This is a genomic window from Amycolatopsis solani (genome assembly GCF_033441515.1).
Lineage (GTDB): Bacteria > Actinomycetota > Actinomycetes > Mycobacteriales > Pseudonocardiaceae > Amycolatopsis > Amycolatopsis solani.
Genome location: NZ_JAWQJT010000003.1, coordinates 419,176 through 442,279 on the forward strand (window position 1 = coordinate 419,176; position 23,104 = coordinate 442,279).

The window sequence follows — 23,104 nt, forward strand, 5'->3', positions numbered from 1 at the left end:
GGAGGCGCTTCGCGCCGCGGTGCCCATTCAACGCACCCAATGCCACATTGGGGCGCTTTGCCCGCGCGGCAACGAACCTCGGACGCGCGACGCTAGCCGGACGTGGCCGCGTTGAACACCGGCTTGGGCACCGAAACCTGGTTCAGTCCCCAGCGCGACATGATCCCGACGTACGTACCGTTCTCGAAGAGCTCCTCGAAGACCTTCTGCAGGACCGGGCCGAGCTTCGAAGACTTGGGGACGTACAACGCCAGATCGTCCTTGGTCGCCCCCTGCGCCTCGGTCTGGGTGACGTACTTGTTCCCGCCCTGGCGCTGCGTGACGTCGATCGCCGCGGCCTCGGTCATCCCGGCGGCGTCCGCGCGGCCCGAACGGGTGGCCAGCAGCGTGGCGTCGGTGTCGTCCAGGCCGACCGTCTGGGTGGCCGGGCGCTTGGACTGCGTGCAGAACCGCGACAGCTTGTTCAGCTGCTCCTCGACGACGCTGGCGGTCACCACCGCGATGCGCTTGCCGCAGAGGTCTTCGGGACGGGTGATCCCGGCGGTCGAGTCGACCGGGAACACGTAGGCCGTGCGGGTGGTCATCCACGTGATCGTGTCGAACTGCTTCTCGCGTTCGGCAGTGGCCTTGACCGGGCCGTTGAAGGCGTCGTACCGGTTGCTCAGCATGCCCTGCAGCGCGGCCGGCAGCCCGGCGACGATGGCGGTCTGCGTCTTGACCCCCAGCACCTGCCCGATCGCGGCCTGGAAGTCGGCGTCGATTCCGGTCACCGTCCCGTCCGGGGCGACCGTGCGGTACGGCGGATGGGAATCGCCGGCGAACCGGATCACCCCGGCGTCCTTGATCGCCTGCGGCAGCGCGTCGTGCAGGGACTGCACCACCGGGAGGTTCGTCGCGGTGGCGAGAGTCGTGGAGCCGGCGCCCACCGTGCAGCCGGTGAGGGCCGTCCCGATGGCCGCTCCGGCGAGGATCATGCTTCGGCTTCGTCGGCGAAGAGAGGATCGCATCGTGCTTTCTTCCTTGGCTGAGGTCGGTCCCGCGAAGAATAGGGTGCAACAACGGCGGCGATCGTTGCACAAACTGTCGCGTGCTTCAAGTCACTTCGTGCGCATGTAACTTTCACGAGCCCTGCCTTCTCGATGCGGCCGTGAAGTGGCCCGACAACGCGGATCTCCGCGCGAACCGGTGCGCGGATTGACAATCGCGCGCACGGGAGTTCAAGGTGACGCGGAAAATGTTAGCGATAACAGTCGCTCACCGTCCGGGAGAAGGTCGCGATGAACAGACGAAGCATCCGATCACTGATCGCCGCGGTCACCGCCGTGGCGGCGGTGACGGTGACGGTGGCGCTGGGCGCCGGCACGGCGCAGGCCGACGTCACCGGCGCGCTGCGCGGTGCCGGTTCGAACCGGTGCCTGGACGTGGCGAACGCGAGCCAGAGCGACGGCGCCGCCCTGCAGATCTACGACTGCTCGGGCGGGACGAACCAGCAGTGGACGGCGACGGACGCCGGCGAGCTGAGGGTGTACGGCGGCAAGTGCCTCGACGTCCCCGGGAGCGCGACCACCGCCGGCACGCGGCTGCAGACCTGGACCTGCCACGGCGGCGCCAACCAGCAGTGGCGGGTGAACGCGGACGGCACGGTCGTCGGCGTGCAGTCCGGGCTCTGCCTGGACGTCGTCGGCGCCGGCACGGCCAACGGCACCGCGGTGGAGATCTGGACGTGCCACGGCGGCACCAACCAGAAGTGGTCCGGCCTGTCCGGCTCGACCCCGACGACCACCACCACGACGACCGGCGGCGGCAGCGGCTGCTCGCTCCCGTCGACGTACCGCTGGTCTTCGTCGGGTGTGCTGGCGACGCCCAAGAACGGGTGGGTTTCGCTCAAGGACTTCACCAACGTGGTCTACAACGGGAAGCACCTCGTCTACGGGTCGAACGTTTCGGGGTCCACGTACGGCTCGATGGCGTTCAGCCCCTTCACGAACTGGTCCGACATGGCCTCGGCGGGCCAGAACGGGATGAGCCAGGCCGCGGTCGCGCCGACGCTGTTCTACTTCGCCCCCAAGAACATCTGGGTGCTGGCGTACCAGTGGGGCGCCTGGCCCTTCATCTACCGCACGTCGAGCGACCCGACCAACCCCAACGGCTGGTCCTCGCCGCAGCCGTTGTTCACCGGCAGCATCTCCGGTTCCGGCACCGGCCCGATCGACCAGACCCTGATCGCCGACGGCTCGAACATCTACCTGTTCTTCGCCGGTGACAACGGGAAGATCTACCGGGCGAGCATGCCGATCGGCAATTTCCCGGCCAGCTTCGGCTCGTCGTACACGACGGTCATGAGCGACTCGACGAACAACCTGTTCGAGGCGGTCGAGGTCTACAAGGTCCAGGGCCAGAACCAGTACCTCATGCTCGTCGAAGCGATCGGCGCGAACGGGCGCTACTTCCGCTCGTTCACCTCGAGCAGCCTCGGCGGCTCGTGGACCCCGCAAGCGGCCAGCGAAAGCAACCCCTTCGCGGGCAAGGCCAACAGCGGCGCCGGCTGGACGAACGACATCAGCCACGGTGACCTCGTCCGCACCAACCCGGACCAGACCAAGACCGTCGACCCCTGCAACCTGCAACTGCTGTACCAAGGCAAGTCCCCGAGCGCGAGCGGTCCTTACGACCAGCTGCCTTGGCGGCCGGGTCTCCTGACGCTGCAGCGTTAGCAACCACGGACGGGGAACCCAGCCGGGTTCCCCGTCCGGTCACTCGGGCAGCACACGGCGGAGGTACCGCCGGATCCGGTCGAGGTCGACGTCGGCGTCCAGGCGAGCGCGGTCCGGCACCTCCTCGGCGAGCGGGTCGATCCCGAACAGCAACCGGGGCAACGCCGGGTGCACAGCGAGGCCGATCAGCTCGTTCGCCACCGCTTCGGCCTCGTCGGCGGCGAGCCCGGAGGTGGCCACCAGGTGCGCCGCGAGGTGGCCGGTCGTGACCCCGAACAGGACGTCGAAGAGGCCCGCCGCCAGTTCGGGCAGCCGGTCCGCCTCGCCGATGCCGAGGCGGACCATCCGGCCGACCGAGGACCAGCCCAGCAGCTGCACGAAACGCCCGCAGTACCGCACGACCGCCTCCTCCGGCTGCTCCGCGTAGTCGGCAGGCGTACCCATCCGGGCCCCGAACAGGTCGCGGACGCGGTCGACGACCGCGAGGAACAGTGTGTCCTTGGTCGGGAAATGCGCATACAGGGACCGCTTCGACGTCTCCGCGCGTGCCGCGATCGCGTCCATCGAGGTCCGTTCGAAACCGGTCTCCAGGAACGCGAGCTTCGCCGTGTCGAGGATGTGCTCGCGCAAGGCTTCCCCACGTCGGGCCATGGCGTCCCCTCCAAGTAAACGGTACAGTAGAGTTTACTTCTACTCATCGCTGAACGGAGCCATCATCCATGATCGTCGTCACCGCTCCCACCGGGCAGATCGGCCGCAAGCTCGTCACCACCCTGCTCCAGCGGGACGAGCCAATCCGCCTCGTCGTCCGGGATCCCGCCCGGCTGCCGGCCGAGGTGCGGGAGCGCGCCGAAATCGTCGCCGGGTCGCACCGCGATCGCGACGTCGTGGACCGCGCCCTCGACGGCGCCGACGCACTGTTCTGGCTCATGCCGGCGGCCGCGACCGCCGTCAGTCCCTACGAGGCTTACGTGAGCGCCTCCGTTCCCGGCGCCGACGCGGTCGTGCGCCACGGGGTCCCCCGCGTGGTGATCGTTTCCGCACTGGGCCGCGGATCGCAGATCTACGCGGGGCACGTGTCGGCGTCCCACGCGATGGAGGACCTCTTCCGCAGCACCGGGGCGCACGTCCGCGCGCTGGCGCTGCCCACGTTCATGGACAACATCCTCCGCCAGGCGGCCACCATCAAGAACGGCGTCGTCTCGGGCACCCTGCCGCCCGGCTTCCGGATGCCGTGGATCGCGACGAAGGACATCGCGGCACTCGCCGCCGATTACCTGCTCGACCGCACCTGGACCGGGCAGGACTCGGTCGAATCCCTCGGCGGTGACGACCTCTCCTACCTCGACGTCGCCGAAATCCTCACCGAGGTGCTCGGCACGCCCATCCGGTACGAGCCGGGAGAACGCGCCGCCGTCAAGCAGTTCCTCGTCGGCCGCGGCGTTTCGGAGGCGATGGCCCAGTCCGTGGTGGACATGGATCTCGCGGGCGAACGCGGCATCAACAACGCCACGCCACGCACTCCGGGGAACACCACCCCCACGACTTTCCGGGAATTCGCCGAGGAAACCGTCAAGCCGGCGGTGACCGCGTGACGCTCATCTGCGTCGAAGAGCACGCGATCGACCAGCCGATCGCCGAAGCGGCAGGCCCTGTTCTCGCCGCCGAAGCGCCCTACCTGCGCATGCAGAGCTCCAGTTCCGCTCCTGTGCGGCGCGGTCCCGGCCGTCGCCCCGCCGTCGAGCTCCAGGAAGCGCTCCGGCGCGGAGCCGACCTTGGTGAGGAGCGCATCCGGCGGATGGACGAGCACGGCATCGACCGGCAGATCGTGTCCTGGACCAGCCCGATCCAGCTGGTCCCCGCGGACAAGGCGATCGGCCTGTGCCGGTCGGCCAACGACCGGCTCTCCCGCGCGGTCGCCGCGCACCCCGATCGGCTGCAGGGGCTGGCGGCGCTGCCGTGGCAACTGCCTTCCGCCGCCGTCGACGAGCTCGATCGCGCCGTGACCGGTCTCGGCCTGCGCGGGGTGCTGATCCTCGGGCGTCCCGGGGCAGGCTTCCTCGACGATCCCGCCTACCAGCCGGTCCTCGACCGGATCGCCGCGCTGCGGGTGCCGCTCTACGTGCACCCGTTCCACCCGGTGCCGCAGGTCCGGGACGCCTACTACACGGGGTTCAACGACAGGGTGTCCGCGGAACTCGCGCTGGGCGCGTGGGGCTGGCACCACGAAGCGGGGATCCACGTGCTGCGGCTGATCCTCGCCGGGGTCTTCGACCGGCTCCCGGGGTTGCAGGTCATCAGCGGCCACTGGGGAGAAATGGTCCCGTTCCACCTCAGCCGGCTGGACGACGTGCTCTCCCCGGGTGACACCGGGCTGTCGCGGACCATCACCGAGATCTACCGTTCGCACGTCTGGGTCACCCCGAGCGGCATGTTCGACCGGCCGCACTTCGACTTCGTCCGCGCGGTGGTGGGGCTCGACCGGGTGATCTGGTCGACCGACTACCCGTTCCTCCACCTCGACGGCACCCGGGCGTTCCTCGACGAGCTGGACCTCACGCCCGAGGACCGCGAGAAGATCACCCATCGCAACGCGGAACACCTGTTCCGGCTGGCGGGATGACCAGGGTCGGTCAGCCGCGGCCGGGGGCCAGGTTCTGCGTGCCCATCGCCGCCAGGAAGTCGAGCTTGCTCCGGGCGTCCGTGCCCGGCCGGGGTGTGTAGACGACGACCCGCAGGTTCGAGCCCTGCGTGGTGAGCACGTCGGAGTCGAGGTCGATCGCGCCGATCTCGGGGTGCTCGACCACTTTGTGCCCGCTCTGGTGCTCGGCGACCGACGCGCCCGCCCACAGTTCGCGGAACCGCGGCACTCGCCGCAACCGGGCGATCAGGGCCGCGACGTCCGGGTCGCCCGGGTAGCGGCTGGTCGTGGCGCGCAGGTCCGCCACGACGGACTCCTCGAACGCGGCCCGCTCCTCGCGGCCGAACCGGACGGGGCTCGGCATGCCCTCGAACTGCATGAGCAGCAGGTTGCGGTGGTCCTCGCCGATCGCCGTCGGGTCGCCGAAGGTCGCGGCGAACAGCGGGTTCCAGTGCAGCAGCTGCCAGGTGGCGTCGTACACGGCGAGCGGGTGGCTCTCGAGCCGTTCGAGCAGGCGGTGCACGCTGCCGGGGATCAGCCGGGGAACGCGGTGCGGGTCGGCCGGGTGCCCGGCCAGGCGCATGAGGTGCGCGTACTCCGCGTCCGACAGCTGAAGCGCGCGGCTGAGGGCGGTGCAGACCTGGGCCGACGGCTTCGCCGCGCGACCCTGCTCCAGCCGGACGACGTACTCGATCGAGATGCCGGCCAGCACGGCCAGTTCCTCGCGCCGGAGTCCGGGAGCACGCCGGGGCCCCTTGTGCGGAATCCCCACGCTGGCCGGTTCGAGGCGGTCTCGCCACGTCCGCAGGGCCCGGCCGAGATCGTCCATGGGGTCATTCTGCGCCCGCGCGGCCCCTTCGTGGTGGTACTCGCGATACCAGGACATCTCGTGGCTGCCTCGCGAGCGAGGAGCCGCGCACGGTAGGCCCATGAACGCGATCGATTCCAGCACCCCTTCCGAGCTCGTGGTCGTCACCGGCGCGAGCACCGGCATCGGCCGGGCCACCGCACGGCGGCTGGCCGCCGACGGCTTCCACGTCCTCGCCGGCGTCCGCACCGAGGCCGCCGCCGCGGAGGTGAAGGCCGAGCACGTCGAACCGGTGCTGCTCGACATCACCGACGAACGCCAGGTGGCGGCCCTGGCCGACCGGGTCCGCGGGGACCGCCGGCCGCTGCGTGCCGTGGTGAACAACGCCGGGATCGCGGTGAACGCGCCGATCGAGGCGCTGCCGCTGGCCGAGTGGCGCCGTCAGTTCGACGTCACCGTGTTCGGTCAGGTGGCGGTCATCCAGGCGCTCATGCCCGCCCTCCTGCGCAGCAAGGGGCGCGTCGTCAACATCGGTTCCACCGGCGGGAAGGTCGCCATGCCGGCCTTCGGCGCCTACTCCGGGGCGAAGTTCGCCATGGAAGCCGTCAGCGACTCCCTGCGCCGCGAGGTGGAGCCGTTCGGCGTCTCGGTCGCCGTGATCGTGCCCGGGGCGGTCCGCACCCGGCTGACCGAACGCGGCGGCGCGACCTCGGCCCGGCTGGCCGAGGCGATGACCCCGGAGCAGTGCACGCGCTACGCCGGCCTGATGAAGGCTTTCCGCGCCACCACGGAGTCCTGGGGCACCCACGGCCTGGACGCGGCTGTCGTCGCCGACGCCGTGTCGAGGGCCGTCCACGCGCGCAAGCCGCGTACCCGCTACACCGTCGGCCGCGACGCCGCCGTCATGACCCGGCTCACCCACCTCGTCCCGGACCGCCTGCTCGACCGGATGGTGCGCCGCACGATGGGACTCTGAGGCCGCCGCGGTTCGTGGGCTCTCGTCACGTGCTGGGCAAGAACGCGGTCGTCACGATGTGAGTCCGGACGCAGGCGTCCCGGCGGTGGAACGCGCGGCATGCGGGCCGGAGGTGCTCTAGCGTGGCAGGCATGGAGCCCCTCGAGCCTGACACCCGAACGCTCGAACGCGGCCTGGCGCGGTACGTCCGGGCGGTCGCGAGCGCGGTCGGCGTCCCGGCCGAGAGCACCACGGTCGAGATCAGCGACACGGCCACCGCCTACCTCGGGCTGCCCCTGCGCTGGCGCGACCGGCCCGACCACGACGTCATGCTGGTGTGGAGCGAACGGCGGGGGTGGTCGCTCGCGGTGGAGACCGAACCCACCCAGAGCCCGGACGTCATCGCGCACCAGGGCGGCGAGAACCTCGTGCCGGCCCCGGCCGCGGTCGCGCGGTTCGTCGCCGACACCGCCGCCGGACGGCACCCCGGCCCGGCGGCCCCGGCCGCCGTGAAGACGGCGTCGCGCACGTCGCTGACCGAGCAGCTGCGGCCCTACCTGGGCCGCGAACCGGACTCCCCGGCTTGACCTCCCGTGCTCAGGTCTCGAGACCTCGGATTGACGCCGCTTCAGCGGACGGCCGAAGAGACCCCGGCGCGCAGTCCCGTCGCCGCCAGGACACCCGCGAGGGCCACGGACGCCGCCACCACCAGGCCCGTCGCCAGGTGTGGCGGAGACGGGCCCAGCGCGACCGCGCCGATCACCGCCGTGCCGATGGCCGATCCCAGCTGGGGTGCGGTGTTCAGCAGGCCGGACGCGATGCCGCGGTCGCCGTCGGCCACCACCTCGGTGCCCGCGTGGGTGGCGGCCACCGACGCCGCGCCCAGGCCGCAGCCCGACACCGCCAGTGACACCGCGAACAGCACCGTGGACGACGTCGACACGGCCGGCGTTGCCGCCGCCAGCGCCACCACGACCACGCCGAGCCCGGCCGTCGCGGACACTCTGGCGCCCGTGCGGTCCAGGACTCTGGCTCCCACCGCGCTGCCGGCGACCACGCCGAGGCTGAACGGCGCGAACAAGACCCCGGTCACTCCCGGCGAAAGTCCTTGCCCCGCCTGGAAGAACGCCGTTCCGACCACACTCGCCGGGGTCGTGGCGAAGGTGAGGGCGAACGCGACCGCGAGCGCCGACAAGAACCGCGGCGAACCGGCGAGCCTGCCCGGCACCAGCGGGTTCGCCGAGCGCGCTTCCACTACCGCGAACGCCGCCAGCAGCACCACCGCCGCCGGGGCCGTCACCGCCGGCGCCACCCCGGACAGCGCGGTGATCCCGGCCAGCAGGCCGCCGGTCACCAGGAACGCGCCCGGCAGGTCCAGCGGGGCGCGCCGGCCGCCGTGCCCGTGACCGGACAGGCGGCCCGGCGCGAACGCCAGCACCACGAGGCAGACGGGTACGTTCACCAGGAACATCGCGCGCCAGCCCAGCAGCTGCACCAGGACACCGCCGCACGCGAAGCCGGCCGCGCCCCCGGCCGCCGCGGTCGCGGTCCACCACGCGACCGCCTTGACCCGCTCCGGGCCTTCTTCGGTGAGCGTCAGCACCAGCGCGAACGCCGAAGGCACGACGAAAGCGGCGGCCATGCCCTGCACGGCCCGCGCGACGACCACCACCGGCAACGCCGGCGCGAGCCCGGCCGTCAGGCTCGCGACCGCGAACGCCGCCACCCCGGCCAGGAAGGTCCGCCGGTGCCCGAAGCGGTCACCGAGCCGGCCCGCCGGGACGAGGAACCCGCCGAACAGCAACGCGTACCCGCTGACCACCCACTGCGTTGCCGCACCGGAACCACCGAGGTCGGCCCCGATTTCGGGCAGCCCGACCACGGCGATCGTCACGCCGAGGACGTCCACGAACTGCGCCAGGCACAACAGCAGCAGGGCCGCCCGCTCTCGCATCCGCTCACCCTCCTCCGGCCCCATCGTGCGAGAGCGCAACCGCTGGCGCCACTCGCCTGCGCGCTACAGCTGGGCGGCACCGCCGTCCACGGGGATCTCGGCGCCGGTGGTGAACGTCGCCTCGAACGCGAGGTACGCCACCGTGGCCGCGACCTCGGCCGGCTCGCCGAAGCGCCGCATCGGGTTCTGCGCGATCATCTCGGCCTTGGCCGGCCCGGCGGCCTCCGGCGGCATGGCCGCGTCGAGGATGCCGGTGTCGATCGGTCCCGGGCTCACCGCGTTGACGCGGACCCCGCGCGGCAGCAGTTCCCGCGCCAGTGACCGGGTCATCGACCGCAGTGCCGCCTTGGTCGCGGCGTAGGCGCTGATCAGGTCGAGTCCCTTGACGTTCGCCACCGACGTCGTGAGCACGACACCGGCACCCTCGCGCAACAGCGGCGCCAGTTTCTGCACCGTGAAGTACGGGCCCTTGGTGTTCACCGCGAACAGCTCGTCGTACCGCGCTTCCGGCATCGACTCGAACGGCGCGAACGCCGTCACGCCCGCGTTGACGAACACCGCGTCCACCGCGCCGAACTCCGCGCGAACCGCCCGCGCCAGTTCCTCGACGTCGGCCATCGACGCGGCGTCGCTGCGCACGGCCGTCGCCCGCTCCCCCAGCCGGCGCCGCGCGGACTCGAGCTTTTCCTTGTCCCGCCCGGTGATCAGCACCCGCGCGCCGCGGGCCACCAGCAGTTCGGCGGTCGCGAGACCGAGTCCGCTGCTGCCGCCGGTGATCACGACGTTCTTTCCCTCGTATGCGTTCATGCTTCGAGTCAACGGCCGGGGCCGCCGCCGCGTCCAAGTCCCGTTCCGCATGCCGCCATACCTCCGGGGCATGGCGGCGTAGCCTCGAAGGGTGGATCTCGACCTGCGGCTGGTCCGGTACTTCACGGTCGTGGCCGAGCACGGCAACATCGGCCGCGCCGCCACGGCCCTGCACCTCGCCCAGCCGTCGCTGAGCCGCCAGATCCAGCGGCTGGAGCACCAGCTCGGCGTGCGGCTGTTCGCGCGCACCCCGCAGGGCACCACCCTCACCCCGGCCGGCGCGGCGTTCCTGCCGCGCGCCCACGCGGTCCTCGATGCAGCCGTCGGCGCCGTGACCGTCGCCCGCGCCGCCGACCCGCCGCGGGAAATCACCATCGGCTACGCCGAGGGCCTGATCATCACCCCCGCGGTGCGGGCGCTGCGCCACCGCCACCCCAGCGCGCGCGTGCGGACGCGGCTGCTGCGCTGGCACGACACCCGCGCCTTGCCCGACGGCCGGGTCGACGCTCTCGTCGCGCGAGAGCCGCTGCCGTTCCCCGCGACGGTGACACCGCTGTACGACGAACCGCGCGTCCTGCTGGTCCCCGTCACGCACCGCTTGGCGGGCAAGGAGGTCGTCTCGGTGGCCGACCTGGGTGACGAGGACCTGGTGGCGTGCGCGGTGACGCCGACGCTCTGGAGCACCCCGAAGGACGGCTCGCCACCGCCCGCCCCGGACGACAGCTTCGAGGACAAGCTGGAGCTCGTGGCCTCGGGCAGCGCCGTGGCGGTCCTGCCCGCCGGCGACCACCGCCTTCGGCTGCGCGACGACGTGACGGCGATCCCGGTCGAGGGCTTCGAGCCCTGCCGGGTCGTGGTGGCGTCGCGGACCCGGCACCCGAACCCGCTGGTGGCCTCGTTCCGCGAGGCCGCGCGGCTGCTGGTGCCCGCCGGCTGAACTCCGCACCCTCACTCCGCCGCGAGCAGACCGTGCTCGCGCACCGCGGGCGCCGACAACGTCTTGTAGCCGTGGTCGTCGAACACGATCGTCACCGTGTCGTCGGCCACGGACATCACCACGCCGCGCCCCCACTCCGCGTGCTCCACCGGGCTGTTGACGGGAAACTCGCCGTCTCCGGAGGACGCCGGCTCGGCGGTGCCGGCGGTGCACGTGTCGCAGTTGCCGCACGGCCGCTCGAGCCGTTCCCCGAAGTAGCCCAGGAGGAATTGGCGGCGGCAGCCGGTGGTTTCGGCGTACCCGCGCATCATGTCGATCCGGGACCGGATCAGCCGCTGGTGGGCTTCGGCGGCCTCGACGCCCTGCGCCACGGCTTGCCCGGGGTCCACCCCGGAGTCCCGGTACTCGAGGCGGCCGTCGGCGGTGACGCCGACCGATCCCGTCTGCTCCAGCAGGTTGACCGCCCGGGTGCGCTGGGCCGCCGAGACGGTCACCGCCTTGCCGAGCTCGGCCGGCTTCAGCGGCGCGCCGTGCCCGGAGAGCGTGGTGGCCACCTCCGCCAGCGCCTGCTCGGGTGCTTTCGCCGCGGTCAGGAACTTCTGGCGGCCGAGGTCGCGTGGCCGGTGGTACAACGTGATCTCCGCCGGTTCGCCGTCGCGGCCGGCGCGGCCGATCTGCTGGTAGTAGGTGTCGAGCGACTCCGGCGCCGCCGCGTGCAGCACGAACCGCAGGCCGGCCTTGTCGATGCCCATGCCGAACGCCGACGTCGCGACGACCACGTCGAGGTCGCCGCGCAGGAACTCCGCGTGGACGCGGTCGCGGTCGGCCGCCTTCATCCCGGCGTGGTAGGCCGCCACGCGAACGCCTTCGGCGGCGAGCTCACCGGCGTAGGTGTCGGCGTCCTTGCGGCTGGTGACGTACACCAGCCCCGGACGGGTCGCGGGGTCCGAGGTCAGCGCGCGCGTCCGCGTGAGGACGGCCTGGTGGCGGTCGTCGTCGTCCGGCAGCGGGTCGACGCCGAGGCGCAAGTTGGGCCGGTCGAAGCTCGCGAGCACCTCCCGGTGCTCGCGCAACCCCAGCCGGGCCACGATGTCGGCGCGGACGGGCAGCGCGGCGGTCGCCGTCAGCGCGATCACGCGGGGGTGCCCGAGCCGCTCGATGACCGGCGCCAGCCGCAGGTAGTCCGGCCGGAAGTCGTGCCCCCACGCGGAAACGCAGTGCGCCTCGTCCACCACGAACAGCGAGACGCCGAGCTCGGCGACCGCGTCGAGCACCTCGTCGGAGGCCAGCTGTTCAGGGGACAGGAACAGGTACTCGGCGGTGCCCTGGCGCAGCGCCTCCCACGCGTGCTCGCGCTCGGCGGCGCGCTGCGCGGAGTTCAAGGCCACCGCCTCCGGCGCGCGGCTGCCCTCGATGCCTTCGATCTGGTCGTGCTGCAGGGCGATCAACGGCGACACCACCAGCGTCGGGCCGTCGAGCAGCAGCGCGGGCACCTGGTAGATCGCGGATTTCCCGGCCCCGGTGGGCAGCACGGCCAGGACGTCCCGGCCCGCCATCACGTGTTCCATCGCCGCCAGCTGCTCGCCGGTCAGCTGCCGCCAGCCGAACTTCTCCGCCGCGATGCACTGGAGTTCGTCGCGTCTTCTCGCCATCCGCGGCAGGTACCCGCGCCCCGCGGACGAAAACCAGACCCGGTCAGCGCTGGTCTTCGACGCGCAGGGCGGCCTGCTCCGGCCCCGCGGCCGGAACCGTGCCGGCGTCGACGGCCACTTCGTCGGGCTCGGTGTCGACCGGCGGGCCGTCGCCCTCGACCGGCGCCAGCTGGATCGGCTCCCGCGAAGACGCATCGGCGTCCGGATCGTCCCGGTCCCAGGCGGGCGAATCGAGGCCGTCCGGTTCGGGATCCCGGTCGAGCTCGAGCCGTTCCTGCTGTTCCGAACCGAGGGCCTGGTCCGGACCGGCGACGTCCGCCTCGGACGTTTCCTCCGGCTCGCGGATCTCCGCCGCCATCGAACCGCCGGGAATGTCGGCGGAGATGCCGGTTTCCGCGGCGTACTGCTGATCGACGGCGTCCTCTTCGGACGGCCCGGCATCGAGCACCACGTCCGCGGCCGGGTCCGGCCGCTCCTCGGCGAGCCGCTCCCCCAGCGGCCGCGGGTGCGCCTCCTCCCACGGCGTCATGCCGTACTTCGTCACGCCCGTCCAGTGCTCGGGCGGGTCCATGCCCTGCTCGAGCGGATCGACGCGCAACCGGTCCTCGTCCAGGTCTTCGGCGGCGTTCAGCGCGGCCGGATCGGTCTCCACGGAATCCGGCGCACCGGTGTCCTGCGGCGGGTCGTAGGGCTGATGGGGCTCGGTCACCGGGACCACCTTCCTTCATCCGGCGGTGACCGTGTGTTCCCGCTCCCGGGCCGGTGAAACGCCCGCCCGCCCCGGATGACCCGATGAGGGCCCCGGCAAAGTCGCGGGTGCGCGATCGACCGGATCCGCCGCGATGTCATGAACGACCCGTTCACGACGCCCGGGCCACCGATCCCCGGCGCCGCCTCCCGCGCACCGAGCGGCTTGCCGAAGGGGAGGTCGCGAATGACTCATTCGGGACCTCCAAGGCCGCCAATGACTCATTCGCGACCTCGCTCGTACTCCCCACCCTGCCAGGGCGGCGGGACCCGCGACTTTGCCGGAGTCAGCCGCGCAGGGCGCTGCCCGCCTGCCAGGCGCTCCAGCTGATCGCCCAGTCGCCGTGGCCGTTGTTGATGGCCAGCTGCGGGCCGCCCGAGTTGGTGATCTCGACGACGTCGCCGACGTTGAAGTTGTCGAAGAACCACTTGGCGTTCTCGGTGTTCATGTTCAAGCAGCCGTTGGAAACGTTGGCACTGCCCTGCACGCCGACCGTCTTCAGGTTCTCGTGCAGGTATTCGCCGTCGTTGGAGATGCGGACGTTCCAGTTCTCCGGCGCGCTGTAGTAACCCGGGTCGCCCTCGCACACGCCGTAGCTGCAGGAGTCCATGATCTTGTGCTCTTCCTTCCCCAGCACCGTGTGGGTGCCGTTGAAGGTCGGCGTCGGGCCCCGCGGCGGGGTGTCGGCGGTCTTGCCCATGCTCGTCGGCGCGGTCTTCACCAGCTGCCCGTTGTGGAACGCCTTGATCTGGTGGGTCTTGCCGTCCGCCTTGGCCACCCAGGAGTCGTGCACCTTGTACGTGGCCGAGACGTCCTGCCCGCCGTACAGCCCACCGCCGATCGCCGTGCCGAAGGTCGTGGTCTCGAGCTTCACGGTCGAGCCCGCCTTCCAGTACTCCTGCGGCCGGAAGTGCGCCTCCCGCTTGCCGACCCAGTACCAGCCGCCCCCCTGGGCGGGCGAGGAGGTCACCTTGAAGGATTTCTCCACCGCGGCCTTGTCGGTGATGTCGTGGTCGAACTTCAGGCCGATGATCAGCCCGACCCCGACGTCGCTCGACGCCGGCTGGAACAGCGCCGGCGTGGCGACACCGGCCGGCTTGACGGTGTGCACTTCCCCGCGTTGCTCGGTCGCCGCGCCCGCTGGGTTCACCGCCGTGGCGACCACCTGGTACGTGGCCCCGTACCGGAGGCGATCGTCGCTGGTCCACGTCGTCTTGTCCGGCGAGAGCCCGCCTTTGACGGTGTTGCCGGTCTGCGGGTTGGTGACGGCGACGGCCTGCAAGGTGCCACCCGAAGCCTTGACGACGATCGGGTCCTTCGGGCTCAGCTGGTCCCCGCCCTCGAAGGCCACGGTCGCGGCCGGCACCCCGGGAACGTTCGCGGCCGCTCCGGCCGCTTGCGCCGTCCCCGCGGTTTCGGCCGGCCCACTGCACGCGGCCAGCACCAGGGCAACCATGCCGAGACCGGCCATACGGATCATTCTCACGACCCTTCAGACGTGCGAGCCGTGTCCGCGTTGTGTCGAAATCCGAGGATCTCCAGGCCGGCGCCGAGGGCCGCGGTGAGGCGGGTGATCGTCCGCCGGGTGGTCCGGTCGTGGACGTGCTCGGGCAGCCACGCGCAGGCGATGCCGGCGGCGCGGACGTCGGCGGTCGCGCACGCGGCGGCGAGGCAGTCCTCGATCCGGGCCAGGGACGGGCCGGGGCCGGAGGGGAAGCGCGCGCCGGACAGCTGGGCGCCGTCGATGACGTCGACGTCGAGGTGGAGGTAGACGGGGACCGGGCCGAGCCGGCCGAGGGCGGCGGTGATCGCGGCGGGGTCGGCGGGCACGCGGTGGACGTCGCTGGCGGTCAGGGCGTCGCGTTCGGCGGGGTCGAGGTCGCGGGCGTCGGCGAGCACGACGCTGGTGTCGGGGACGGGCCGCAGGCCGAGCGAGTCGTCGAACAGGCCGGGCGTGCGCCCGGTCAGCATCGCCAGTGCCATGCCCGCGAGGTAGCCGCTGGTCGAAATGGCGGGAGTGTTGAAATCGCCGTGGGCGTCCAGCCACAGCACGGCCACGTCCCGGTGGCGGCGCTGCAGCCCGGCCACCGTGGCCCGCGCGGTGGCGCAGTCACCGGAGAGCACCAGGGGCCTGGCGGCCCGCGTCACCGCGTCGAGGGCGGCTTGGTGCAGCACGTTCATCCGGGCGGGGACCGGGCCGGCGGGCAGGACCGGGCGGACGACCTCGGTCGCGCCGAGGGGGATCGGGAAGGCCGGGATGGGCTCGTCGACGTGCCAGGGCGTGACGATCAGGTCCCACGTGCCGTCAGCCACGATCTTCCTTCCGGTCGGCGAGCAAGCCGAGCAGCCGTTGCAGTTCGGCGGCACCGGCCCGCAGGTGTGCGGTGAGTTCCGCCCTGGCTTCTTCGGGGCTGCCGTGCAGCGCGTCCAGGAGCCGGCGGTGGTCGTCTTCGGTGCGGCCGAGTTCACGGCGGGAGCGCTCGGCCAGCGCGAGGGCGAGGCGCTGTTCCTGCTGGAGCTGCTCGTGGAAGCGGCGCAGCCGGGGACTGCCGGTGGCCTCGACCAGGGTGGCGTGGAAGAGCCGGTCGCCGTCGAGCGCGGCGGTGGTGTCGCCGTCCTCGAAGGCGCGTTCGATCCGGTCGGCCAAGCCGGCCAGGCGCTCGTAGATCACCGGGTCCCGGTGCCCGGTGAGGGCGTCGGCCGCGGCCAGTTCGACGGCGGCGCGTGCCGCGTAGATGTCGGCGACGTCCGGGCCGGTGATGTCCGCGACGACGATGCCGCGGTTCATCCGGTAGCGGACCAGGCTCTCGCTTTCGAGGGTCCGCGCGGCCTCGCGTAGGGTGCTGCGCGAGACGCCGAGCTCGGCGGCGAGGGCGGCCTCACGCAACGGCGTACCCGGCGGCAGCCGGCCGCTCAGGATGGCTTGCCGGAGGGCGTCGGCGGCCTGCTCGGTGGTGCTCTGACGCTGGATGCCCGCACCCAGGCCGGAAAGGGGGTTCATTGATTCCAGATTGCCATATTGTCCGACAATCCGGCAAGACCGTACCGCTGGTGGTCAGGGCTCGACGGACCGGCGCAGCACGCGGGACAACCCCAGGGCGGCCGTCCGGACCGCGGGGGCCAGGTGCGCCGGGCGGAACTGTTCGCGCGGGACCGCCACCGACAGCGCCGCGACCGCCTGCGCGCCGCTGAACACCGGGGCCGCGATGCAGCTCACCCCCGCCGCGGCCTCCTCCTCTTCGTACGCCATGCCGGACACCTGCGTTTGCTCCAGCGCCGTGCGCAGGCGGACCGGGTCGGTGATCGACGACGGCGTCAGCCGCGGCAGCGGATCCGCCAAGATCGCGTCCGCCAGCGACGGTTCCGAGAACGCCAGCAGTGCCTTGCCGATCGCCGTGCAGGTGAGCGGGAGCCGGCCGCCGATGCGGGACGGGAGCGGGACCGCGTCGTGCCCGCGGATGCGGTCGAGGTACACGACGTCGCGGTCGTCGCGGATGCCGAAGTGGACGGTCTGGCGGGTGCTCTCGAACAGGTCCTGGAGGAACGGCAGCGCCGTCTCGCGCAGGTCCTGACGGCGGGGCACCAGCGACCCCAGCTCGAACAGCGTGCCGCCCAGGCGGTACCGCTCCCCCGCGCGCTCCAGCAGGCCGAGCCGGACGAGGTCGCCGACGAGGCGGAACGTCGTGGTCTTGGTCAGGCCCGCTCGCACCGCCAGTTCCGTAAGACGGAACTCACCACCGTCCGGGCGGTACACGTCCAGGACAGCTGCCGCTTTGTCCAGCATGTTGCCACCTTGGCTGTTCCGTGTCACGGGACAAACTTTGGCACACCGCCGGGCCGCGGCCTATACCTGGCACGTCACGATCCCCGCTGCGGAGGTACCCGATGAACGAAGCCGTCCCCAAGGCCGCCGAAGTGCTGGCAGTCGCGGCCGCCACCGCGACGCCGTGCCCGCCGATCCGCGACCTCTTCGCCGACGGCGACATCGACGCCGCGTACGAGGTGCAGCGCCTCACCACCGAGCGCGTCCTCGCGGCCGGGCACCGCCTGATCGGGCGCAAGATCGGCCTGACCTCACCGGCCGTGCAGCGGCAACTGGGCGTGGACCAGCCCGACTTCGGCGCGTTGTTCTCCGACATGGCCCTCGAGCACGGAGGCACCGTCCCCGCCGGCCGCCTGTTGCAGCCCAAGGTCGAAGCGGAAATCGCGCTGATCCTCGGCGCCGACCTGCCCGGCCCGGAGTGCTCGATCGCCGACGTCCGCGCGGCCACGGCGTTCCTCGCCCCCGCCTTGGAGATCGTCGACAGCCGGATCGCCGGCTGGGACATCACCATCGTCGACACGGTCGCCGACAACGCCTCCTCCGGCCTGTTCGTCCTCGGCGACACCCGCGAGACGCTCGACGGCGTCGAGCCCGTTGACGTCGAAATGCAGCTGCACCGCGGCACCGAACTCGTCTCCGAAGGCACCGGCCGCGCCTGCCTCGGCGACCCCCTCAACGCCGCCGCCTGGCTCGCCACCACCCTCGCCCGCCGCGGCGAGCCCCTGCGCGCCGGCGACGTCGTCCTCACCGGCGCGCTGGGCCCGATGGTCCCCGCCGCCCCCGGCGACGTCTTCACCGCCCGGATCTCCGGCCTCGGCGACGTCACGATCAGCTTCGAAGGGAACGCCTCGTGAGCGCGAAAGTCGCCATCATCGGCTCGGGCAACATCGGCACCGACCTCATGATCAAGGTCCTGCGCCTGTCCGAGCACCTCGACATCGCGGCCATGGCCGGCATCGACCCGGACTCCGACGGTCTCGCCCGGGCCCGCCGCCTCAAGGTCGCCACCACGCACGAGGGCGTCGACGGGCTCGTGAAGCTCGACGAGTTCGCCGACGTCCAGTACGTCTTCGACGCCACCTCCGCCGGCGCGCACCGGCACCACGACGAGGTCCTGCGCGGCCTCGGCCGCACCGTCATCGACCTCACGCCGGCCGCGCTCGGGCCCTACGTCGTCCCGCCGGTCAACCTCGACGAGCACCTCGGCGCCCCCAACGTCAACATGGTCACCTGCGGCGGCCAGGCCACCATCCCGATCGTGGCCGCGGTCGGCGCGGTGACGCCGGTGCACTACGGCGAGATCATCGCCTCGATCTCGTCCCGTTCGGCGGGGCCGGGCACGCGAGCCAACATCGACGAGTTCACCGAAACCACCGCGGCCGCGATCGAGAAGGTCGGCGGCGCCACCCGGGGCAAGGCGATCATCGTCCTCAACCCGGCCGAACCGCCGCTCATCATGCGCGACACCGTGCACTGCCTGGTGTCCGATGTGGACGCTCTGGGCACCGAGGCCATCACCGCGTCGATCGAGGAGATGGTCGGGCGGGTGCAGGCCTACGTCCCCGGCTACCGGCTCAAGCAGAAGGTCCAGTTCGAGACCGTCACGGCCGACGACCCCCTGAACCGGCTGGTCCCGTCCGGCGACGCGGTGAAGGTGTCGGTCTTCCTCGAAGTCGAAGGCGCCGCCCACTACCTGCCCGCCTACGCAGGGAACCTCGACATCATGACCTCGGCCGCGCTGCGGACCGCCGAACGCATGGCCACTCAGGAGGCAGTCCGATGACCGACCTGTACATCCAGGACGTGACCCTGCGGGACGGCATGCACGCCATCCGCCACCGCTACACCGTCGAGCAGGCGCGCGCGATCGCCGGCGCCCTCGACGCGGCCGGCGTCGCGGCGATCGAAATCGCCCACGGCGACGGGCTTTCCGGCTCCAGCATCAACTACGGCGTCGGCGCGCACACCGACTGGGAATGGATCGAAGCGGTCTGCGACGTCACCCGCACCGCCATCCCGACCACGTTGTTGCTGCCCGGGATCGGCACGCTGCACGACCTGCGCGAGGCCCACCGGCTCGGCGTCCGTTCGGTCCGGGTCGCGACGCACTGCACCGAGGCCGACATCTCCGCCCAGCACATCGGCGCCGCCCGCGAGCTGGGCATGGACGTCGCCGGGTTCCTGATGATGTCGCACATGGCCGAGCCGGCCGAGCTCGCGAAGCAGGCCAAGCTGATGGAGTCCTACGGCGCCGCGTGCGTCTACGTGACCGACTCCGGCGGCCGCCTCACCATGGACGGCGTCCGGGACCGGGTCCGCGCGTACCGGGACGTCCTCGACGCGGAAACGCAGATCGGCATCCACGCCCACCACAACCTCGCGCTCGGCGTCGCCAACAGCGTGGTGGCGGTCGAGAACGGCGTGGTCCGGGTCGACGCTTCCCTCGCCGGGCAGGGCGCCGGGGCGGGCAACTGCCCCCTGGAGGCGTTCATCGCGGTGGCGGACCTGATGGGCTGGGACCACGGCTGCGAGCTGTTCCCGCTCATGGACGCGGCGGACGACCTGGTGCGCCCACTGCAGGACCGCGAGGTCCGGGTCGACCGCGAGACGCTGAGCCTCGGTTACGCGGGCGTCTACTCGAGCTTCCTGCGCCACGCGGAGGCGGCCGCAGTGCGGTACGGCTTGGACACCCGGGCGATCCTCGTGGAGGTCGGCCGGCGCGGCATGGTCGGCGGCCAGGAGGACATGATCACCGACATCGCCCTCGACCTCGCCGGCTAGGACCGCAAGACCAGGCCGGCGAGTCGGCGGCCAGCTGCCGCGGCAGGTCGTAGGAACCGACGTGCTGCAGCAGCACCGCCGACACGCCGGCCTGGTCCAGTTCGATCAGCCGCGCGGCGATCTCGTCCGCCGTGCCGTACAAGCAGAACCGCCGGGCGAACAGCTCGGCGGCGTCGTCGTCCACAAAGGACTCACATGCCCGGACCGCGGCATCCCACGACTCCGCGTGCAGCAGGTCCGGGCGCAGCTCCGGCAGGCGCTCGGGCACCCGGACCCGGACGCCCGCCGCCTCGAGGAACGCCGCGCCGCCGTTGGCCGCGATGCTCAGGCACACCGGCTTCAGTTCCCGCGCGTCCCGCCGCACGGAGTCCGTGACGCGGCAGAACGCCGACACGGTGACCGGCACGGAGCCGCCGGCCGCCACCTGCCGCATCGCGGCTTCGAGGGGCTCGGGAGCGACGCCCGAAAGCAGGATCGCGCCGTCCGCGATCTCGCCGGCCAGCCGCAGGTTCCGCGGCCCGCTCGCCGCCAGGTACAGCGGCACGGCGACCGGGTCGCGCAGCCGCGACCGCACGCCGCCGAAGTCGACTTCGTTTCCCGCCAGCAGGGACCGGATCACCTGGAGCCCGGACCGGAGTTCCGCCCGGGTCGACGGGGCGAGCCCGGCCGGGACGACCGAGCTGTTGCCCACGCCGACCCCGAGCACGAACCGGCCGGGCGCGAGCTCGGCCACGGTCCGCGCCGCCCCGGCCAGCACCGACGGGTGCCGGGTCACGACGTTCGTCACCGCCGTGCCCAGCCTGATCCGCGACGTCCCGGCGGCGGCCGCGGCCGCGGTGGCGAAGACGTCCCGCCACAGCAGCTGCGAGTCCGGGAACCACACGTCGTCGAAGCCCAGCCGCTCGACCTCCTGGACGAAAGCCACCAGCTCGGGCAGCGGAACGCACGGCGGAACCCGGACCCCCAGCCTCATGCCGCCGGCGCCCCGGACACCTCGCGCAGGATGTCCGGCTGCTCGGACCGCGCTTCCCGCAGCAGCACCCCGCCGACCACGGTCACCGCCCACGCCGCCGCCATGTACGCGGCGACGGATACCCAGGTGCCGGTCGACTCGAGGAGGGACGCGCTGATGGCGGGAGCGAAGGCGTTGCCGAAGATCGTGCCGAGGGTGAAGCCGATCGCCATGCCGCTGAACCGCAGCGAAACCGGGAACGCCTGCGAGAAGAAGACCGGGAACACCGCGTAGTTGCCGGCGTACGCCGCGAACAGCAGCGCGAAGCCGAGGAACATCAACCAGGGGTTTTTGGTGTTCAGCAAGGGGAACCAGGCGAACGGGAGCACGACCATCGCCGCGGCGGTGGCGACGAAGACCGTCTTCGGCCCGATCCGGTCGGCCAGCTTGCCGTACAGCGGTGCGCCGATCACGACCACGAACAGCCCGGGCAGGAGCACGTCGAGCATCGCCGACGTGCTCAGCCCCAGCTCGGTTTTGCCGTACGTCAGGACGTACACCGAGCTCACGGTGATCGTGACGCCCGCGCCGAGCGTCGCCAGCGTCACCAGGAAGACCGTGCCGCCGCACTTGCGCAGGACGTCCACCAGCGGGAGCTTGTGCACCGCGCCGTCGCCCTTGACGTCCGCGAACTCCGGGCTCTCCCGCAGGCCGAGCCGGATCACCAGCCCGGCGACCACGAGCAGCACGCTCACCAGGAACGGGATCCGCCAGCCCCAGGCCACCAGGTCGTCCTCGGGCAGCCGCGCCACCAGCAGGAACATCGCGTTGGCCAGGATGGTCCCGACCGCCGTGCCGGTGTTGAGGATCCCGCCGAAGAACCCGCGCCGGTGCTTTTCGGCGTGTTCGACGGTGAGCAGAGCGGCGCCGCTGGACTCACCACCGAGCGACACGCCCTGCACGATCCGGAGCGCGACCAGCAGGATCGGCGCGGTGATGCCCAGCGTGCCGTACGACGGGAGCAACCCGATCGCGGTGGTCGCGATGCCCATCATCAGCAGCGTGGTGACCAAAATGGACTTGCGGCCCATCCGGTCGCCGAGGTGCCCGAACAGCAGGGCGCCGAACGGGCGCGCGACGTAGCCGACCCCGAAGCTGGAGAGCGAGATGAGGGTGCCCACGACCGGATCGGCGGCGGGGAAGAAGATCTTGGGGAACAGCAGCGACGCCGCCAGGCCGTAGACGAAGAAGTCGTAGAATTCGACGGTGGTGCCGAACCACCCGGCCAACGCGGCCCTGGTCTGTTGCCGTTGTGGTGTACCAGTGGACATAGCTGCCTCCGGAAGAGCCGGGTTGAGTTGCCGTACTTTTGTTCGGGGGGCCGACATCGGCAATGCGCGGGTTCAGTCAGCGGACCGGCAGAAGAAGGGCAGCACGACCGCCGCGACGTCGTTGGCCTTGTCCTCCATGAGCGCGACGGTGCCGCCGTCGATCACGGCCGAGTCCACGAGGGCAGCCGCGGTCAGGTGCTTTTCCAGCGGCTCCAGGGCCGGCAACGCGAACGGATCGTCGCCCGCGCCGAGGAGCAGAACGGGGGCACGCACCAGTCCGATCCGCCGTTCCATCTCGTACCGCGCGCACGCCAGGTGGCCTTCGCGCGGATCGACGCCGGGCGCCAGTGCGTCCCGGACGAACCGGTCGAGCAGGCCGGTCGCCGCCTCCGGGTAGTAGGGGCGCCGCTGCTCCCACCACGTCAGCAGGTGGCCGCCGCCGGGTTCGCGGGCGGCGTCGTCGACGCCGGGACCGTCCACATGCGACGCCCGGTAGTCCGCGTCGGCCCACGGCGTCGACGACAGGACCACGGCCGTGATCCGGTCCGGTGCCGCCGCGGCCAGCTCGACCGCCACCACGCCGCCGGTGTGGTGGCCGACCACCGCCGTGCGGTCCACGCCGAGGGCGTCCAGTGCCGCGAGGACGCCACGGGCGTAGTCCTCGATGCGCTGGGGCGCGGGCAACGCCGTGCTGTTGCCGAACCCCGGCATGTCGAGGGCGATCACCCGGTGCTCCCCGGCCAGCAACGGCTGGAGCTCGCGGAACTCGTCGAGTGATCGCGGGGTCTGGTGGAGCAGGAGCACGGCCGGGCCGCTCCCCTGCTCCGCGTAGTGCACCTGCCCGCCGGGCACCGTGGCGTAGCCGTACTCCACCGTCGTCATGCGGCTCCCTGAGGTCGGAAACGAGTTGCCCGGGAGTGTTCGCCTTCACGGGCGGTGAGCCCCTGCCCGCGGTCCGCCTACCGAACCGGGTCATCGAACCTTTTCACGGCGGTGGCCGC

General features: G+C 71.9%; 22 protein-coding genes and 1 pseudogene. 9 read left to right on the forward strand and 14 right to left on the reverse strand.

All coding sequences use genetic code 11. The annotated features are described in order from the left end of the window. Positions 1-92: 92 nt before the first annotated feature. Entirely contained in the window at positions 93-974 is an 882-nt protein-coding gene (locus SD460_RS34495; RefSeq protein WP_290060749.1) for a transporter substrate-binding domain-containing protein, read from the reverse strand. A gap of 303 nt (positions 975-1,277) precedes the next feature. Between SD460_RS34495 and SD460_RS34500 the strand changes: the two genes are divergently transcribed. Beyond that, positions 1,278-2,714: a non-reducing end alpha-L-arabinofuranosidase family hydrolase gene (locus SD460_RS34500; RefSeq protein WP_318307296.1), complete on the forward strand. Its 1,437-nt coding sequence runs from the start codon at positions 1,278-1,280 to the stop codon at positions 2,712-2,714. A 39-nt stretch (positions 2,715-2,753) separates the two neighbouring features. Here SD460_RS34500 and SD460_RS34505 read toward each other — a convergent pair whose 3' ends face one another. Beyond that, positions 2,754-3,365 carry a TetR/AcrR family transcriptional regulator gene (locus SD460_RS34505; RefSeq protein WP_318307297.1) on the reverse strand — a complete coding sequence of 204 codons (612 nt, stop codon included), beginning with the start codon at positions 3,363-3,365 and terminating at the stop codon, positions 2,754-2,756. 68 nt (positions 3,366-3,433) lie between these two features. On the opposite strand from SD460_RS34505, the gene SD460_RS34510 reads away from it, so the two are divergent. Continuing rightward, the gene (locus tag SD460_RS34510; RefSeq protein ID WP_290060755.1) at positions 3,434-4,309 is read left to right on the forward strand and encodes an NmrA family NAD(P)-binding protein; all 876 of its coding nucleotides are present in this window, start codon (positions 3,434-3,436) and stop codon (positions 4,307-4,309) included. Further along, positions 4,306-5,337 (forward strand): amidohydrolase family protein, encoded by a 1,032-nt coding sequence (locus SD460_RS34515; RefSeq protein WP_290060757.1) that lies wholly within the window; start codon positions 4,306-4,308, stop codon positions 5,335-5,337. Before SD460_RS34510 ends, SD460_RS34515 begins: the two co-directional genes overlap by 4 nt. A 10-nt stretch (positions 5,338-5,347) precedes the next feature. On the opposite strand, the gene SD460_RS34520 is transcribed toward SD460_RS34515, so the two are convergent. Beyond that, positions 5,348-6,184, reverse strand: coding sequence for an MmyB family transcriptional regulator (locus SD460_RS34520; RefSeq protein WP_290060758.1), 837 nt, complete (start codon positions 6,182-6,184; stop codon positions 5,348-5,350). Between the two features lie 100 nt (positions 6,185-6,284). On the opposite strand from SD460_RS34520, the gene SD460_RS34525 reads away from it, so the two are divergent. Further along, positions 6,285-7,139: an SDR family oxidoreductase gene (locus SD460_RS34525; protein WP_290060759.1), complete on the forward strand. Its 855-nt coding sequence runs from the start codon at positions 6,285-6,287 to the stop codon at positions 7,137-7,139. Positions 7,140-7,270: 131 nt separating this feature from the next. Continuing rightward, positions 7,271-7,705: a DUF6292 family protein gene (locus SD460_RS34530; RefSeq protein WP_290060761.1), complete on the forward strand. Its 435-nt coding sequence runs from the start codon at positions 7,271-7,273 to the stop codon at positions 7,703-7,705. Positions 7,706-7,746: 41 nt separating this feature from the next. Here the strand turns inward: SD460_RS34530 and SD460_RS34535 are convergent, their stop codons facing one another. Next, on the reverse strand, positions 7,747-9,072 hold the full coding sequence (locus SD460_RS34535; protein WP_318307298.1) for an MFS transporter: 1,326 nt from the start codon (positions 9,070-9,072) through the stop codon (positions 7,747-7,749). A gap of 63 nt (positions 9,073-9,135) precedes the next feature. Beyond that, positions 9,136-9,879 (reverse strand): SDR family oxidoreductase, encoded by a 744-nt coding sequence (locus tag SD460_RS34540; RefSeq protein WP_290062699.1) that lies wholly within the window; start codon positions 9,877-9,879, stop codon positions 9,136-9,138. A gap of 91 nt (positions 9,880-9,970) precedes the next feature. Here SD460_RS34540 and SD460_RS34545 point away from each other — a divergent pair, with 91 nt between their 5' ends. Further along, complete coding sequence (locus SD460_RS34545; protein WP_318307299.1) at positions 9,971-10,816, forward strand: LysR family transcriptional regulator; 846 nt, start codon at positions 9,971-9,973, stop codon at positions 10,814-10,816. Positions 10,817-10,827: 11 nt separating this feature from the next. Here the strand turns inward: SD460_RS34545 and SD460_RS34550 are convergent, their stop codons facing one another. The 6 genes and pseudogenes from SD460_RS34550 to SD460_RS34575 form a co-directional block, all read right to left on the reverse strand. Next, positions 10,828-12,468 carry a RecQ family ATP-dependent DNA helicase gene (locus tag SD460_RS34550; RefSeq protein ID WP_290062697.1) on the reverse strand — a complete coding sequence of 547 codons (1,641 nt, stop codon included), beginning with the start codon at positions 12,466-12,468 and terminating at the stop codon, positions 10,828-10,830. Positions 12,469-12,916: 448 nt separating this feature from the next. Continuing rightward, a pseudogene (locus tag SD460_RS47045) lies at positions 12,917-13,177 on the reverse strand (hypothetical protein); the annotation flags it as partial. A 325-nt stretch (positions 13,178-13,502) separates the two neighbouring features. Next, on the reverse strand, positions 13,503-14,696 hold the full coding sequence (locus SD460_RS34560; protein ID WP_290056447.1) for a L,D-transpeptidase: 1,194 nt from the start codon (positions 14,694-14,696) through the stop codon (positions 13,503-13,505). A 2-nt stretch (positions 14,697-14,698) separates the two neighbouring features. Further along, positions 14,699-15,529: an arginase family protein gene (locus SD460_RS34565; RefSeq protein WP_290056448.1), complete on the reverse strand. Its 831-nt coding sequence runs from the start codon at positions 15,527-15,529 to the stop codon at positions 14,699-14,701. Then, positions 15,522-16,217, reverse strand: coding sequence for a GntR family transcriptional regulator (locus tag SD460_RS34570; RefSeq protein ID WP_290056449.1), 696 nt, complete (start codon positions 16,215-16,217; stop codon positions 15,522-15,524). The genes SD460_RS34565 and SD460_RS34570 overlap by 8 nt, the downstream gene beginning before the upstream one ends. Positions 16,218-16,271: 54 nt before the next feature. Next, positions 16,272-17,000, reverse strand: coding sequence for an IclR family transcriptional regulator (locus SD460_RS34575; protein ID WP_290056450.1), 729 nt, complete (start codon positions 16,998-17,000; stop codon positions 16,272-16,274). A 101-nt stretch (positions 17,001-17,101) separates the two neighbouring features. On the opposite strand from SD460_RS34575, the gene SD460_RS34580 reads away from it, so the two are divergent. The 3 genes from SD460_RS34580 to dmpG are packed head-to-tail and all read left to right on the forward strand — an operon-like array spanning position 17,102 to position 19,820. Beyond that, positions 17,102-17,893 (forward strand): 2-keto-4-pentenoate hydratase, encoded by a 792-nt coding sequence (locus tag SD460_RS34580; RefSeq protein ID WP_318307301.1) that lies wholly within the window; start codon positions 17,102-17,104, stop codon positions 17,891-17,893. Next, the gene (locus SD460_RS34585) at positions 17,890-18,822 is read left to right on the forward strand and encodes an acetaldehyde dehydrogenase (acetylating) (protein ID WP_290056452.1); all 933 of its coding nucleotides are present in this window, start codon (positions 17,890-17,892) and stop codon (positions 18,820-18,822) included. The genes SD460_RS34580 and SD460_RS34585 overlap by 4 nt, the downstream gene beginning before the upstream one ends. Next, positions 18,819-19,820: a 4-hydroxy-2-oxovalerate aldolase gene (gene dmpG / locus SD460_RS34590; RefSeq protein WP_290056453.1), complete on the forward strand. Its 1,002-nt coding sequence runs from the start codon at positions 18,819-18,821 to the stop codon at positions 19,818-19,820. Before SD460_RS34585 ends, dmpG begins: the two co-directional genes overlap by 4 nt. On the opposite strand, the gene SD460_RS34595 is transcribed toward dmpG, so the two are convergent. From SD460_RS34595 to SD460_RS34605, 3 genes are all read right to left on the reverse strand, one after another. Then, positions 19,789-20,793: an LLM class flavin-dependent oxidoreductase gene (locus SD460_RS34595; protein WP_318307302.1), complete on the reverse strand. Its 1,005-nt coding sequence runs from the start codon at positions 20,791-20,793 to the stop codon at positions 19,789-19,791. The genes dmpG and SD460_RS34595 overlap by 32 nt on opposite strands. Beyond that, positions 20,790-22,103, reverse strand: a complete 1,314-nt coding sequence (locus SD460_RS34600) for an MFS transporter (RefSeq protein ID WP_290056455.1) — start codon at positions 22,101-22,103, stop codon at positions 20,790-20,792. The genes SD460_RS34595 and SD460_RS34600 overlap by 4 nt, the downstream gene beginning before the upstream one ends. A gap of 72 nt (positions 22,104-22,175) precedes the next feature. Further along, a complete protein-coding gene (locus SD460_RS34605) occupies positions 22,176-22,985 on the reverse strand; it encodes an alpha/beta fold hydrolase (RefSeq protein ID WP_290056456.1) in 810 nt (269 codons plus the stop codon). Positions 22,986-23,104: the final 119 nt, after the last annotated feature.